The sequence below is a fragment of the Methanoculleus methanifontis genome (assembly GCF_030464365.1).
GTDB classification, from domain to species: domain Archaea; phylum Halobacteriota; class Methanomicrobia; order Methanomicrobiales; family Methanoculleaceae; genus Methanoculleus; species Methanoculleus methanifontis.
The window spans coordinates 46,750-61,831 of sequence record NZ_VCYI01000009.1 but is presented as its reverse complement, the minus strand read 5'-3'; the positions used below and the strand labels follow the sequence as shown (position 1 = coordinate 61,831).

Here is a 15,082-nt window from a genome sequence, read left to right as displayed (position 1 = left end):
GAGAGTTACTCTTTAGAGAGGTCGTCCTGAAACCCTCTGCCGGGAGGGGATATCCCCTCCGTTCTTCCCACTCAAAGCAATCCGGGTCTCTCGAAATCCTGCCTCCAGGTAGCCGTTATTTGCACCTCTGGGTGCTCATGCACCGGCAAAAAGCGGGTGCGCCTCAGCTGCGGTATGCGACTGCCGCTCGGGCAGGAGCAGGGAGATCGTCCGGTGCGGTCACTGGGTGACTGCCATGTTCCGGCTCAGGTTATGGCCCCCGGGCGAAACCCTGCATGTGGGCGCTTTGCTCTAGGCCTGCCTATGCTTCGCAGATCGTTTTGGGGGTCCTCCGAAACAGATGGATAATTGCATCAAGCCCATGGTCCCAACGGGACGATATGGGAGAAGAGTGTATTGAACACGCCGCCGTGTGCCTCGCAAGCATCAGAAGCGAGTTACAGGGGGACAACCACGGTTGTCGATGGCGGATGCACTGCATCTCATAGAAGGAGCAGTGAAAGCGAGTATAACAACGTAGACTGGTTGAGGTGAAAGGTATATGGCAACGATTGCAGTAATTGGTGGAACTGGCGGCCAGGGTCTCGGTATCGCGACCCGTTTTGTCGAAGCAGGAGAAGACGTCATCATCGGCTCGAGGACGGTTGAGAAGGCTCAGGCAGCTGTGGACAAGGTGAAGGAGCTTCTCAGCAACGCTAACAATGTCCGGGCGGCTGCGAACCCCGACGCGGCGAAGGCCGCCGACGTCCTGGTTCTCACGGTGCCGCTCGCGGCCCAGAAGGATACGCTGCTCTCCATCAAGGAGGGTGCAGCCGGAAAGCCCCTGCTGGACGCGACCGGCCCGCTGGAGTCCTGCATCGGCGGGTCGGCAACGAAGTACATCGATCTTCCGGAGGGGTCCGCCGCAGAGCGGTCACAGTCAATCCTGGCGGACGCGAAGGTGATCTGTGCGTTCAACAACATCTCTCAGACCTGGTTCATGCAACTTGGCGAGCCGATCGACTGTGACTGCCTCATCTGCGGCAATGACCAGGAGGCCAAGGCGATGGTGGCTCCGCTGATCGAGAAGATCCCGGGGATCAAGGTCGTCGACTGCGGCAAACTCGAACGGGCCTGCATCATCGAGAAGATCACCCCGCTCCTGATCGGGCTCAACATCAAGAACAAGTGCCAGTTCGGTGGGATCCGGATCACCGGCCTCGAAAAGGGCCGGGCCTGAGGATACGGGCACGCCTACCTGGAACCACACGAGGGAGCGCATTTAACCATGCGCCTCCCTCATTGTGGTATGGGTCAGGACCGGGAGTGGTCTACCTGTTTTTATAGGGAATTCGCGTAAAAGAGTCTCATCGATCTATTTACTCACAACCTTGCGATCTCGCGGCACGGCTCTTTGCATCGTTTCAGATGAAGCCAGGCTCGCGATCGGGGCGACTGTTAGTCAACTACCCCGCCCTGAAGGGCGGGGCTTGAGACTCTATCATGTCGATAGTTCTCGTCCGGGTGGTTGACTGCACCCTGCACCTCCAGGGTATACCTGTAGGTGCGTGCTCTGGACTCGATGTTCCGAGCACATATGCATATTCACCCAAAAGCATTTAGAGTTATTTGTGTGAACCGCAATTCCTCCCCGGCCTAAAGGCCGGGGAGGAATTGCGGAGTTAGTTGAAAATTCCTACTGAACCGCATACCTGCTCGGTTACCGTGCCCGGGCCGGGGAAGGGGGCGGGACGGTCACTCCCCGTTCCTCAGCGTGAGAACTGGCTGAACGCGCTATCCTTCCAGGCTACCCTGCCCGATGCTGCGGGGACTATACCGCAGTGTACCCGCCGTCGACGAGCAGGCTGGTTCCGGTTATGTTCGAAGCGTCATCGCTCGCCAGGAACGTGACGGCCTTCGCGACCTCCATCGGCTTGCCCAGGCGCCCGATGGGATGCAGTTTTTTCAGCTCCTCGTAGAATTCCTCTGGAAGGTCAGCGAGGAGAGGCGTGTCTATATACCCGGGTGCAATGAAATTTGCGCGGATTCCCTGCGCCGCGTAGCTGGTGCCGACCGTCCGGGTCAGCATGGCGACGCCCCCTTTGGCGGCGCCGTATGCCGTGACACCCTGTTTGGCGACAAAACTATGAATGGATCCGGTATTCACGATGGCGCCTCCATGACCCTGCTTCAGCATCTGCTGGACGGCATACTTGTCGCAGAGGAAGACGCCCTTCAGGTTCACGTTGAGAATCCTGTCCCATTCTTCTGTCTCTACTTCGTGAGGGTCACCAATGCTGCCGAGGCCGGAGTTGGCAACGAAGACATCCAGTCTCCCGAAGGCCTCGACGGTCTTCGCGATGAGGTTCTTGACGTCGTCTTCGATGGCGACGTCCGCCCGGATGAATATCGCCTCTCCACCCGCTCCTTTTATCTCGTTAACGATCCTCGCGCCCTCTTTCTCGTTCCGGCCAGAGACGACGACCTTGCCGCCTTCGGCTGCCATGTCCTTCGCGCACGCTTCACCGATACCGCTGGTGGATCCGGTGATAACACAGACTTTGTTTTCCATTCTTCCCATAATGGTTCCTGCTTTGTGTTCTGTTCGAATGACGGTGCTGGCAGACGCGCTTCTGACCCCTGTCGGGGCCGGTGATCCGGATGCCACCGAACTGGCACTTGTTTTTTTGATGTTGAGACCGATCAGGAGCGGCGTGTTCTTCTCGACAATGCAGGCCCGCTCGAGCGCGCCACAGTCCGAATATACCCGGTAATCATATATGTGAAGATCGATTTGCTTCCAGCATCACCTGGATCGTGTCCGATCTCGACTGAAAGCGCATTCTTTGATCATTCCAACGAAATACCTGATAACGGTACTCGTTCTGCGGTGTGCAAATGCTTATGCGGTGCAATCCCTAATTGCCCGTTACTGAGGTCTTCCTTGAACCTTCCGCAGGCGGGTGATCCCCTCCCGTAATAGTAGATCAGGCCTCAAGGCAGCCTCAGCCCGCTTAACGTAGGAGGAAATTGCCATGATGCTGGAAAATAAGGTCGCTATCGTCACTGGAGCGAGCTCCGGGATGGGAGCCGCGATTGCAAAGCGGTTTGCAAAGGAAGGCGCCTCGATCGTTGCGCTTGCACGGCGGAAAGAGAGGCTGCAGACCCTTATCGATGAGATCGCTGCCGACGGCGGCAGGGCCATCGCCGTTGCCGGAGATGTGACCCGTGATGGGGATGTTGAAAATGTGGTGAAGACGGCCGTCCGGGAGTTCGGCAAACTTGACGTCGTCGTCAACAACGCCGGGCTGTTGGACCGGTTTGTTCCGGTTGCCGAACTCGATAGCGATCTCTGGAACGCGGTCATCGAAGTCAACCTGACGGGGCCGATGCGGATGTTCCGGGCCGCGATCCCGGAGATGGTGAAGGTCGGCGGCGGCGCCTTTGTCACCATCGCATCCATCGGCGGGCTTCACGGGTGCCGTGCCGGGGCGGCGTATACGGCGTCGAAACACGGTGTGATCGGACTCGCGAAGAACGTTGCATACATGTACGCCGTAAAAGGCATCCGGTCGAACGTCATCGCGCCGGGCGGCGTCAAGACCGAGATCGGCGCAGGCCAGGAGGCGAACGAAGGAGGTGCGGCCGTATGTATGGCGGGCATGGGCATCAACCCGCGAATGGGGGAGGCCGAGGAGATTGCATCCGTAGCGCTCTTCCTGGCCTCCGATGAAGCAAGTTTCGTGAACGGGGCGACGGTAGTCGCCGATGCCGGGTGGACTGCTTACTGAGTCGGTTGCCGCGCCCGGCCGGAAAACGGGGGCGAGAAGGATGCCTCCCCGTTCATCGCGGGGAGGATGGGCAGAACGGTGCACCTCAACTCCCCTCACAGCGAACTATGTATCGGCCGAAGGTTGAAAGGCACAGACCTGGAGTACCAGCAGGCAGTTATCTTCTCTGCAACACAGCACAGCCGGCAAAAAGTATTTGAGAGTGGAGAAGGAGACGTTCTGTCACAAATGTCGGACTTTGCGGCCGGATACCAGGAGCAGTTCGGCCAGATCCTTGACCTGCTCGAAGAGCACGCGACGACAGGGCTGTCCGTGACGGCGGTCGCCCGGGAACTTGACATTACCCGCATCTCCGCCGCCAAATACCTTGAGCTCCTTGCTGCGAACGGCGATGTCTGCATGGAACGGTTCGGCCAGAAGAAACTCTACCGGCGGTCGCAGCGCCTGCCCCTCCCGGAGGTCTTCGACCGCCTGCCGAACGCGCTCGTGATCCTGGATACCGACCTGCAGATCCGCACGGTGAATGCAAGTTTCGTCGCCACCTTCACCCTCCAGCCGTCTCGGAATCTGGTCGGCGTTCCGCTCTTCGACCTCGACCTGCCGGTCTTCTCCGAACCATCGGTCCGACGGAATATTGAGCGGATCAACCGATCGGAGACGTATCTCGACCAGATGCAGATCATCGACGAGTGGACGGACCGGATCTATCTCGTCGACTTCGCACCGATCGTCTCGCGGACCAGCCAGCCCGGGATCATGGTCAGCCTCCGGGACATGACCGCGCTGAAGAAGACCGAGGTTGCCCTGAAGAACTCGGAGCGGAAGATCGCGACGCTCTTCGAGACGGTCCCGGGCGGGATTATCATGTTCTCCGCCGACGGAACCATCCTGAACGCCAACCCGGCCTCGCTCCAGATCCTCGGGCTGCGAACCTTCGAGCAACTGAGCGCCACGAGTATCTTCATCCTGGCCTGCTCCCCGGGAACGCTCGAGTCGCTGATCCGTGCAGGGCAGGTGGCCGAGATCGAGCTCGCCTGCGACTTCGACCGCATGAAACTGGAGCAGATCCCGAGCACGAAGTCCGGCGTGGCGTACTTCAACGTGGTCTTCACCCCGATCCGCCGGGAGAACGGCGGTCCCCCAGACGAGTTCGCCATCCTCTTCAAGGATATCACGACCGATCGGCGGGAACGCAAAGATCTGACCTTTCGGGAGACGCGGTACCGCTCGCTCTTCGAGAACGCCTGCAGCGGCGTGATCGTTTATGGGGTGATCCGTGGCGGTGAGGGTTTCGTCTTTAACGACATCAACCGGGCGGCCGAGAAGATCCTCGGGCTAAAGAAGGAGGAACTGATCGGCCGGAATGTCTGGGATGTCTTCCCTGCTCTTGCCGAACCCGGGTTGTTGAAGACTGTTCAACACGGTTTTGCCAGGGAGCGCCCGGTCTTCCTCCCACCGCTCCAGTATCGGGAGGGAGACGACGTCTGGATCTGGCATTACCTCTTCAAGCTCCCCTCGGGCGAGCTCGCCTCTATTATGATCGATGTCTCCAAGGAGGTCCGAGACGGAAACGGCCCGCTCTCGGATCCTGGTATTCGCTGATAACCAATGTTATAAGGCCCGCTGATCGCGCGAACCGCGCAACACCCATATTCTGTAGCGATCGGGACCCCGGGTGGAGCTTATTGGCGAGACGAACCCCCTCGTCTGTCTCATATCATATAAATTCTGCACCTTAGCGATTATCAGTAAAACGAACCTATAAGGGGTGCCGCACTCTTCTTTCCATTATATTCAGGTGACTGAATGAAAGGGTTAGCAAGAACAAGTAAAGGCAAAATTGGATGGGTTGAGAAAGACAGACCTGTCGCCGGACCGCGCGACGCGATTCTCAGGCCGCTCGCTCTCGCTCCGTGCTCCTCAGAGCTGCACATGATCTGGGGCGATATGGGCGACTACATGCCCCCGGACCGCATCATGGGCCACGAGGCTGTCGGCATCGTCGAGAAAGTAGGGGACGAGGTCAGGGACTTCAAACCCGGCGACCGTGTCATCGTTCCTGCGATCACACCAAACTACCTCCGTGTCCCCTCGCAGCGCGGGTTTGCCCAGCACTGTGATGGGATGGCTTCCGGCATGCCGTTCTGCACGCAGAAGGACGGCGTGTTTGCAGAGTATTTCCACGTCAACGACGCAGACGCCCAGATTGACTGCTTCCCGACGGCGTGAGCCTGGACCAGGCCGTCATGATCGGCGATATGATGACTACGGGCTTTCACGGCGCCGAGATGGCCAACGTCGGGCTCGGGTCCACGGTTGCTGTCTTCGGGATCGGGCCGGTCGGGCTGATGGCCGTTGCCGGTGCCCACCTCCTGGGCGCTGCACGGATCCTCGCTGTGGGAAGTCGGCCGAACGCGGTTACGGTCGCGAAGGAGTACGGGGCGACTGAGATCATCGACTACCATAACGGCGACACCGTCCGTCAGATCATGGACCTGACCGACGGTGCGGGCGTGGACGCCGCGATCACGGCCGGCGGCGGTGTCGAGACCATCGGCCAGGCGGTCGAGGTCCTGCAGCCCGGCGGCACGCTCGGGAACATCAACGCCATGGAGCATGCCGAGTCGATCCCTATCCCGCTTGCTGCATGGGGAGCCGGTCTCGGCAACAAGACCATCAAAGGGGATGTCTGTCCCGGCGGCAGGGCGCGGATGGAACAGCTGGCCGCCCTCGTCAAGGCCGGCCGGATCGATCCGGGCAGGCTGATCACACACCGGTTCACGAACTTCGAGGATATCGAAGAGGCTCTCCTGCTGATGCACGAGAAGCCAAAGAACCTGATCAAGCCAGCAGTGATTCTGGAGTGAAGAACGTCGAACAGGAAGAGTACAGAGAGATCAACTATGGCAATGTTTGATTTACACGGTCGGGTTGCGGCCGTAACGGGCGCATCATCGGGTATTGGCGTGCAGATGGCAAAAGCTCTGGCGGGGCAGGGGGCGGATCTCGCCATCATGGCCCGGAGAAAGGAGAAACTGGACGAGGTCGCGGAGGAGATCCGCGCCCTCGGCGTCCGGTGCCTGGCGGTGCAGTGCGATGTCACGAGCACCGAGTCGATCAAGAACGCGGTCGGCGAGATCGTCAAGGAGTACGGAAAAGTGGACATCCTGCTCAACAATGCAGGAAATGCCCACATGGCACCGTTCCTGGATTACTCCGACGAGGGCTGGGAATCGACGATCGCCGTTGACCTCACGGCCGTTTTCAAGGTGGCCCGCGAGTTCGCGAAAGTGATGGTCAAGAACAACTACGGCCGGATCATCAACACGGCCTCGATGTACGGCCTCGTCGGCGCCACGGCCTCGACGGTCGGCTACCAGGCAGCAAAGGGCGGCGTCGTCAACGTGACCCGCCAGATGGCGGTCGAACTGGCACAGTACAACATCACCGTGAACGCCATCTGCCCCGGATTCTTCCCGACGCCGCTGACGAAGTCCGCGCTCGAGTCACCGGAGTGGAAGACCTACGTGAAGGCCATGGTCCCGATGAACCGGAACGGGCGGGACGGCGAGCTGAACCCGGCTGTTGTGTATCTCGCAAGCGACGAAGCGAGTTACACCACGGGCACGACCACGGTCGTCGACGGTGGCTACACCTGTATGTAAGTATAGCGAGACGAACAGAGAGAACGAACACAAATTCAGAAAGGTGAACGATATGACAATTGGAGTAATTGGTGGAACGGGGGGTCAGGGTCTCGGGATCGCGACCCGTTTTGTAGAGGCAGGAGAAGACGTCATCATCGGCTCGAGGACGATTGAGAAGGCCCAGGCCGCGGTGGACAAGGTGAAGGAGCTGCTCCCGGACGCCAGGAACGTCCGGGCCATGGCGAACCCCGACGCGGCGAAGGCCGCCGACGTCCTGGTTCTCACGGTGCCGCTCGCGGCCCAAAAGGACACCCTGCTCTCCATCAAGGAAGGTGCAGCCGGAAAGCCCCTGCTGGATGCGACCGGCCCGCTGGAGTCCTGTATCGGCGGGTCCGCGACGAAGTACATCGACCTTCCCGAGGGGTCTGCCGCAGAGCGGTCCCAGTCGATCCTGCCGGACGCGAAGGTGATCTGCGCATTCAACAACATCTCCCAGACCTGGTTCATGCAGCTCGGCGAACCGATCGACTGTGACTGCCTCATCTGCGGCGACGACAAGGATGCCAAGGCGATGGTGGCCCCGCTGATCGAGAAGATCCCCGGTGTCAAGGTGATCGACTGCGGCAAGCTCGAGCGGGCCTGCATTATCGAAAAGATCACGCCGCTCCTGATCGGCTTGAACATCAAGAACAAGTGCCAGTTCGGCGGGATCCGGATCACCGGCCTTGACCGGATCAAGGCCTGCGAGACCAAGTAGGCCAACAAGGGCCGGGCCAGCTAAACGACGGAGAAATTATCATGGGAAGACTTGATGGAAAAGTAGCAATTGTAACCGGAGCGAGCTCCGGGATGGGTGCAGCGATCACGAAGCGCTTTGCCACGGAAGGCGCGAAAGTCATCGCCATTGCACGGAGGAAGGAGAAACTCCAGGGCGTGATCGACGAGGTCACCAAGAAAGGTGGCACGGCCATCGCCGTCTCCGGCGACGTCGCGAAGGAAGAGGACGTCAAGAATGCCGTGAAGACCGCCGTCCGAGAGTTCGGCAAGCTTGATATCGTCGTCAACAACGCGGGCAGCCTGGACAGGGTGGCCCCGGTCGGAGATCTCGACGATAAGACGTGGGAGCAGGTCTTTGCCGTCAACGTCGACGGCCCGATGTACATGTTCCGCGCCGCGATCCCCGAGATGCTCAAGAACCCTGGTGACGCTGAGGGGCTCAACAAGGGCGCCTTCGTCACGGTTTCATCCATCGGCGGCACTCACGGCGGGCACAGCGGGGCCGCCTACACGGCGTCCAAGCACGCGAGCCTCGGGCTCGCAAAGAACACTGGCTACATGTACGCTAAGAAGGGCATCCGGTCCAACATCATCGCGCCCGGATACGTCGCAACCGAGATGGTGGAGCTCTCCCAGACGACCCAGAGCCACCCTGAGGGGATGGAACTCGTCTCCGCCGGTGTCGGGGCCAACCCGCGTATGGGTAAGGCCGAGGAGATCGCGAACCTGGCACTCTTCCTCGCATCGGACGAGGCGAGCCTGGTCAATGGCGCAGTCGTTCCGGCGGATGCCGGCTGGTCTGCGTGGTAAGGTAGAGTAGACGAACACACCCTGCCGGGCGGGTGCACGGGCTGGACCCCGCGCCCCGGCAACGGCAGGAGCGGCCAGTATCTTCGCTCAAACCCGGCCGCCGGGGAAACGTCATGGGATGACCGGATGTCTGGGCGGGGTTGTGATTGTAGGTGCTGGATCGCGAGACTGCACATCCAGACAGGATGGAGCAGCTGAAACGAGGAGAGTATAACTATGATGAAAGGATGGGAATTTACCTACACACATAAACCGCTGAGACTTGTTGAAAAACCCGATCCGGTCGCGAAACCCGGTTACGTCGCGCTCGATGTGAAGGCCTGCGGGCTCTGCCATTCGGACGTCGGTGCACTGGAAGATGAGAAGTGGCTGGCGCTGATGAAGTATCCGCTCATCATCGGGCACGAATACGCCGGCGTCATCACGGAGATCGGCGAGGGCGTCACCGGATACAAAGTGGGGGATAGAGTCGGCGTCTGCCCCATGCCCACCAAAGACGGGTATGGCGGGGGATACGGCCGGGACGGCGGGTACGCCACGAAGTCGACCGCTCCGGCCGAGATGCTGGTTCCGGTTCCCGATAACGTTTCTTTTGCCTACGCTGCGGCCGCTACCGACGCGGGGATGACGTCCCATCATGCGGTAGCCGTGGCGGGCGGTGCCAGGCCCGGCATCAACATGGGCATCATCGGCATCGGTGGCCTGGGCCAGATAGGCACCCGGGTTGCGGTCCTCAAGGGCGCCAACGTATACGCGGCTTCCAGGAACCCCGCCGCACGGGAAGAGGCCATGAAACTCGGGTGCAAGGCTGCATACCCGACGATCGGCGAGGTCGCCGAACACCACGATCTGGATGTCATCGTCGACTTTGCCGGCGCTGGCCAGACAACCACAGATGCCCTGGAAGCGGTTGGCGTCAACGGCCGCATCGTCCTGGTCGGTATGGCGAAACTGGAGACCACCCTCAACACGATGCCCCTGATCACGAAAGAGGTCACAATCGTCGGTAGCCAGGGCGGTAACGTCGACGATATCGCCAGCGTCTATAAGATGATGGCATCAGGCGACCTCAAGCCGGACGTCACCGAGATTGGGTTTGAGGAGATCGCTGAGGGTCTGGAGAAATTAAAACAGGGCGGCGTTAAAGGTAGAATGGTCGCCATCATGGATAGGTAAGATCCGAACCGATATTGAAGTGTGTTACCAGCATGACATCAGATTGGGTTGCCGTTATCGTCGGAGCGAGCTGCGGGATGAGCGCGGCAATCTCGAATAATGTCAGCTTCGTGAACGGTGCGGTTGTTGCGGCCGACGGCGGGTGGACAGCGTATTAAGCGCATCACCCGTTTTTTCGCGCGGCAAAAGTATCTATAGTGACAGCATTCCTGGGAAAACTTCAACGTCCTGCCATTTTCCCCTATTCCGGGGCTGGCGACCACCAGCCCCGGTGGGGTGTCGAGACCGCTTTTTTTTGCAAGCGCGGCCCGTGTTCTGTCTGCCCCCTTCTACTCCGAGAGGAACGGGAATATCCGCAGCAGATTCTTATCGAGCGGCTTCTTCTTCTGCCAGGTCTCCTCAAGCGGCGTACACGTGAGGTCTCTGCCGACTTCTCCTACCATGCACCCGCTCCGCCCATCCATCAGCGCCTCGACGGCGGCAAAACCGAGGAGGCTCCCGAGCACCCGGTCACGCAGTGTCGGCGGCCCGCCCCGCTGGAGGTGGCCGAGGACGACGACCCGCGAGTCAAAGTTGAGGTTTTCCCCGACCTCCCGGGCAATCTCAAAAGAGATGCCGGGTCTCTTCCCCTCCGCCACCACCACGATCGCGCTCTTTTTGCCGATGGTGAACCCTTTCTTGATGCGCTCGCTGATCCGGTCGACCGAGACTTCCTCTTCCGGGATTACCAGTTCCTCGGCGCCGCCGGCGATGCCGCTCTCGAGCGCCAGGAACCCGGCCGTCCGCCCCATCACCTCGATGAAGAAGAGCCGGTCGTGCGACCGGGCGGTATCGCGGATGCGGTCGATCGCCTCGACCGCACAGTTTGCCGCCGTATCGAACCCGATGCAGTAGTCGGTCCCGTAAACGTCGTTGTCGATGCTCGCCGGCACCCCCACGAGCGCCGCTGTATCCGCATCCGCAGCAAGCAGGCTTGCCCCGTGAAACGTTCCCTCGCCGCCGATCAGGATGATCCCGTCAAGCCCCATCCGGTCGATGGCGGCCGCTGCTTTGAGCCGCCCTTCCTGGGTGTAGAAGTCCCGACTCCGGGAGGTCTCGAGGATGGTGCCGCCCAGGTGGATGGTGTTACGGATGGCCTTCCGGTCGAGCGGTGTCGCGTCGCCGGCGATGAGCCCGGTATACCCCCGGCGTATCCCGACGACGGCAAGGTCGTTTGCGAGCGCGGTCCGCACCGCCGCCCGGATGCAGGCGTTCATCCCGGGAGCGTCGCCCCCGCTCGTCAGGATACCGATGCGCTTCATGGTGTCTCTGCATCATCGAGCGCCTCAACGCCCGGGAGCGCCTTGCCCGCGAGCATGGTCAGCGCAGCCCCGCCACCCGTCGAGACGTGGGTCATCTCGTCGGCAAGCCCGAACCGTTGCACCGCATCCGTTGTCGAACCGCCGCCGATGACCGTGGTGCCGCGGAGGTTGGCGAGGGCCGCGGCGACGCGGCGGGTTCCTTCCGCAAACTCCGGGATCTCGAAGACCCCCATCGGCCCGTTCCAGACGACGGTTCGCACATTCCCGAGTTCCCGGGAGAACTCGTCGGCAGCCCCCGGTCCGATATCGGCGATGATCCAGCCGTCCGGGATTTCCGTCGCGGACACAACCCGGGTCGGGGCGCCCGCTTCCAGCCTCTCTGCGACGACGACGTCACGAGGAAGGATGAGGCGGACGCCGCGTCGCCCGGCATTCGCCTCGATCCTTCTGACGTCGTCCAGGCGGTCGGTCTCGACGCGCGACGCACCGGTCTGGTAGCCCCGGCTTGCAAGGAACGTCGCCGCCATGCCTCCCCCGATGAGAAGGAGGTTCACCCGGGAGATGACGTTATCGAGAACCTCCAGTTTATCGCTCACCTTGGCACCGCCGATCACTGCGGCAAACGGCCTCTCAGGTTTTTCCAGGATCCGCGTGAACGCGCTGACCTCCCTCTCCAGCAGGAGCCCGGTCACCGCCGGCAGGTGCTGTGGGACACCCACGACCGATGCGTGGGCGCGGTGCGAGGCGCCGAACGCATCGTTGACGTAGACATCGGCAAGACCGGCGAGCCTCTCCGCAAAGGGGGAGTCGTCCGCCCGCTCCTCTGAGTGGAACCGGAGGTTCTCGAGGAGGATGATATCCCCATCGTTCATCGCCGCGACCGCGCTCTCCACCTCCGGTCCGATGCAGTCCCGGAGCGCGACGACCGGCTGGTCAAGCAGCTCGGAGAGCCGGTTTGCCACGAGAGCGAGGCGTAACCGTTCGACGATCTCACCTTTCGGCCGGTCGAGGTGGGAGCAGAGGATCACCCGCGCCCCCCGCTCGCAGAGGTAGCGTATCGTCGGCAGGCTGGCTCGAATACGGGTATCATCGGCGATTGCCCCTTCTTCATCGAGAGGCACGTTGAAGTCGGCACGGACGAGCACCCTTTTGCCCTGCACGTCGATCTCCCGAACTGTCTTCTTCCGTCTTGGTATCACGTTTTGCATACCGGCATACCCCCGGAGCAACGGAGAACGGCAGAGTTCCCATCCCGGGTGTGCGGGCGGCCGCGCTTCCCTGTCCGGCTCCCTTCGATCGTTTTGCCGTTCCCCGCCGGATTACGGTGTCGCAGTGCATGCGTACCCTGGCATATATAGTGTTCGCAGCGGCACCTGGACATGAACCCGTGCGAAAGACGACGGTCTCGATCTCTCTGGTCACAGTTCCCTAAAGAAGTGTCGCCAGCCCCGGTTCCCGGCAGGGGGCCGGCGGCTGGTCGGATCCCGGTTCTCTTCAGCAGGTTCACCGTTCCATGCGGCGCTCCCAGTAGGGCGTGTAGCCGTAGTGGCTGTACATCCCGGTGAGCCACTCGCGTTCGGCGGTCGTCGGCCAGTTGCCCTTGTCGAAACCCGGCGCGTTCTCCAGCCGCTCTTTGGGCACGTCAAGGACGAAAGCATCGTCGGTCGCGTTGTACTGCAGGGCCTCCCAGGGGATGGCGAAGAGTTTGTCTCCAAGCCCCATGATTCCTCCAAACGAGAGGGCGGCATAGGCAATGCAGCCTTCGCTCGTATCGATCACGATGTCCTCGATGCTCCCGAGGTCTTCACCGCGCGGGTTCCTGACCGAGTAATCCGCAATATCCTTTCCCCGTATAATATTTCGTGTCTGCGTCTCTGTGGCAGTTCCTCTCATCTGCATCACATCTCCATGATCGTGGAACGTCCTGTCCCACGGCAAGGGGGTGAATACAGGCCGGGGATATTTAATTCTTATTGAAATATAATGGTGGTTGGATACCTGGTGCCACAGGAGCGCTCTCCAGGGCAGGCGGTCGGCGACGGCGTTGCCCGGAGCACGACCTACTGCTTCGCCTCCTCCCTCAGTTGCCACGCTCCGCCTGAACCTTTCTCGTAGACCTGCTCCACCGCCGCCCAGGCGACCTTGTGGGCAACCTCCTCACGCGACTCTTCGGGGTTTCGCCGTTTAGAAGGGTCGGCGTACTGCTCCCAGGCGCTGTTGAACGCTTCACGGTAGATGTCCTGACCATGCTCGGGAAGCGCCTTTCTCACCTGCAATGGCAGGTCTTTGTTCTGTCGGTACTTCGGCATCGCACCTCACCAGCCGATCTGCGCAGTTTCTCCCGTTCCCGGGATAAACGTATCGGTCCGGCAGACAGTCCGGCAGGTCGTCACCTTAATCGCGTGCGCGGCGAGAGTACAGGGTACGTATGCCGTGCAGGCAGAACCGCCAACCCGGTGAGCGCATGCTGCACGGCTGGAATATTGCAGATATGAAGGTATACTGGCGACACATCCCCCAGGCGAATAACTCCTTCGCCGCGCTTGCCGCTGCGTGCGAGGTACACGGATACGACCTCGAGGCGACGGATAGGCCGCTCCCCGACGTCACCATCTACAGTCTGAACTCTATCAACGAGCGCATCTACCACGACGAGATCGCGGGAGCCGACACCATAACGATCGTCGGCGGCCCCCATGCCTCCGCCTGCTACCGCGAGGTGGCGGAGTACGCCGACTACGTCGTCGTCGGGGAGGGAGAGTACACCCTCCCGGCGCTTCTCTCCGCCATCGAGGAGGGGAGAGATCCTCCTCCCGGGGTCGCCACCACCGCCGGCTACGCACCCGCCCGCCACACCGTCCTCCTCGACGGCTACCCGCCTTTCTCGCGGGTCAAGGGCTTCGTCGAGATCACCCGGGGATGCCCGTTCTCCTGCGGCTACTGCCAGACGCCGCGCCTCTTCGGGCGGTGCATGCGCCACCGTTCTATAGACGAGATCGTCCGTTCCGCCTCGCGTTTCCGGGATATCCGTTTCGTCACCCCGAACGCGTTCGCTTACGGCTCCGACGGCGTTCATCTCCGTCTCGATAAGATCGAACGTCTCCTCCGGAGCCTCGAAGGCCGGGTCTACTTCGGCACCTTTCCCGGCGAGGTGCGCCCGGAGTGCGTCTCGCGGCAGTCGGTCGAGCTCGTCCTTGACCACTGCGCCAACACCCGCCTGCATTTCGGGGCGCAGTCAGGGAGCGACGCGGTGCTCTACCGCCTGCATCGGGGGCATACCGTCGAGGACGTCGTCCGTGCCTTCGATCTCTGCCGGGAGCACGGGCTCGTTCCGGTCGTCGACTTCATCCTCGGGCTGCCGTTCGAGAGCGACGACGACCAGCGCGCGACGCTCGACCTTGTGAAGATGGTCACCCGGGGCGGGAAGGCGCACATCCACTACTTCATGCCGCTGCCCGGGACTCCTCTCCAGAACGCCCGCCCCCGCCCGCTCCTTCCTGAGACGGAAAAGGTTCTCGGGAAACTGGCGCTCGACGGCAGAATAACCGGCTCGTGGATGGATCATGAGATAAGGTTTTTTAGACGCACTTCTCATCTATAG

16 protein-coding genes are annotated in these 15,082 nt (G+C 61.2%); 11 read left to right on the top strand and 5 right to left on the bottom strand.

Going from position 1 to position 15,082, the window contains the following annotated elements:
• The first annotated feature begins 541 nt into the window (after positions 1–541).
• Positions 542–1,219, top strand: a complete 678-nt coding sequence (gene npdG, locus FGW20_RS07945) for an NADPH-dependent F420 reductase (RefSeq protein WP_301677547.1) — start codon at positions 542–544, stop codon at positions 1,217–1,219.
• A gap of 591 nt (positions 1,220–1,810) precedes the next feature.
• On the opposite strand, the gene FGW20_RS07940 is transcribed toward npdG (FGW20_RS07945), so the two are convergent.
• Positions 1,811–2,551 (bottom strand): SDR family NAD(P)-dependent oxidoreductase, encoded by a 741-nt coding sequence (locus tag FGW20_RS07940; protein WP_301677546.1) that lies wholly within the window; start codon positions 2,549–2,551, stop codon positions 1,811–1,813.
• Between the two features lie 463 nt (positions 2,552–3,014).
• Here FGW20_RS07940 and FGW20_RS07935 point away from each other — a divergent pair, with 463 nt between their 5' ends.
• The 9 genes from FGW20_RS07935 to FGW20_RS07895 all read left to right on the top strand — a co-directional run bounded on the left by FGW20_RS07935 (position 3,015) and on the right by FGW20_RS07895 (position 10,338).
• The gene (locus tag FGW20_RS07935) at positions 3,015–3,770 is read left to right on the top strand and encodes an SDR family oxidoreductase (RefSeq protein ID WP_301677545.1); all 756 of its coding nucleotides are present in this window, start codon (positions 3,015–3,017) and stop codon (positions 3,768–3,770) included.
• Between the two features lie 228 nt (positions 3,771–3,998).
• Positions 3,999–5,372, top strand: a complete 1,374-nt coding sequence (locus tag FGW20_RS07930; RefSeq protein ID WP_301677544.1) for a PAS domain-containing protein — start codon at positions 3,999–4,001, stop codon at positions 5,370–5,372.
• A 204-nt stretch (positions 5,373–5,576) separates the two neighbouring features.
• Positions 5,577–5,999: an alcohol dehydrogenase catalytic domain-containing protein gene (locus FGW20_RS07925; RefSeq protein WP_301677543.1), complete on the top strand. Its 423-nt coding sequence runs from the start codon at positions 5,577–5,579 to the stop codon at positions 5,997–5,999.
• Positions 5,996–6,637 (top strand): zinc-binding dehydrogenase, encoded by a 642-nt coding sequence (locus FGW20_RS07920; protein ID WP_301677542.1) that lies wholly within the window; start codon positions 5,996–5,998, stop codon positions 6,635–6,637. Before FGW20_RS07925 ends, FGW20_RS07920 begins: the two co-directional genes overlap by 4 nt.
• Before the next feature lie 36 nt (positions 6,638–6,673).
• Positions 6,674–7,435 carry an SDR family NAD(P)-dependent oxidoreductase gene (locus FGW20_RS07915; RefSeq protein WP_367617933.1) on the top strand — a complete coding sequence of 254 codons (762 nt, stop codon included), beginning with the start codon at positions 6,674–6,676 and terminating at the stop codon, positions 7,433–7,435.
• Between the two features lie 52 nt (positions 7,436–7,487).
• A complete protein-coding gene (npdG, locus tag FGW20_RS07910) occupies positions 7,488–8,174 on the top strand; it encodes an NADPH-dependent F420 reductase (protein ID WP_301677541.1) in 687 nt (228 codons plus the stop codon).
• Between the two features lie 41 nt (positions 8,175–8,215).
• Positions 8,216–9,004, top strand: coding sequence for an SDR family oxidoreductase (locus FGW20_RS07905; protein ID WP_301677540.1), 789 nt, complete (start codon positions 8,216–8,218; stop codon positions 9,002–9,004).
• Between the two features lie 216 nt (positions 9,005–9,220).
• Positions 9,221–10,180: a zinc-binding dehydrogenase gene (locus FGW20_RS07900; RefSeq protein WP_301677539.1), complete on the top strand. Its 960-nt coding sequence runs from the start codon at positions 9,221–9,223 to the stop codon at positions 10,178–10,180.
• Positions 10,181–10,212: 32 nt separating this feature from the next.
• Complete coding sequence (locus tag FGW20_RS07895; RefSeq protein ID WP_301677538.1) at positions 10,213–10,338, top strand: hypothetical protein; 126 nt, start codon at positions 10,213–10,215, stop codon at positions 10,336–10,338.
• Between the two features lie 171 nt (positions 10,339–10,509).
• Here FGW20_RS07895 and pfkA read toward each other — a convergent pair whose 3' ends face one another.
• The 4 genes from pfkA to FGW20_RS07875 form a co-directional block, all read right to left on the bottom strand.
• Positions 10,510–11,481, bottom strand: a complete 972-nt coding sequence (pfkA, locus tag FGW20_RS07890; protein WP_301677537.1) for a 6-phosphofructokinase — start codon at positions 11,479–11,481, stop codon at positions 10,510–10,512.
• Positions 11,478–12,689, bottom strand: a complete 1,212-nt coding sequence (locus FGW20_RS07885; RefSeq protein WP_301677536.1) for a phosphoglycerate kinase — start codon at positions 12,687–12,689, stop codon at positions 11,478–11,480. The genes pfkA and FGW20_RS07885 overlap by 4 nt, the downstream gene beginning before the upstream one ends.
• A gap of 295 nt (positions 12,690–12,984) precedes the next feature.
• Complete coding sequence (locus tag FGW20_RS07880; protein ID WP_301677535.1) at positions 12,985–13,374, bottom strand: PRC-barrel domain-containing protein; 390 nt, start codon at positions 13,372–13,374, stop codon at positions 12,985–12,987.
• A 167-nt stretch (positions 13,375–13,541) separates the two neighbouring features.
• Positions 13,542–13,790 carry a ChaB family protein gene (locus tag FGW20_RS07875; protein WP_301677534.1) on the bottom strand — a complete coding sequence of 83 codons (249 nt, stop codon included), beginning with the start codon at positions 13,788–13,790 and terminating at the stop codon, positions 13,542–13,544.
• Positions 13,791–13,972: 182 nt separating this feature from the next.
• Here FGW20_RS07875 and FGW20_RS07870 point away from each other — a divergent pair, with 182 nt between their 5' ends.
• The gene (locus tag FGW20_RS07870) at positions 13,973–15,082 is read left to right on the top strand and encodes a TIGR04013 family B12-binding domain/radical SAM domain-containing protein (protein WP_301677609.1); all 1,110 of its coding nucleotides are present in this window, start codon (positions 13,973–13,975) and stop codon (positions 15,080–15,082) included.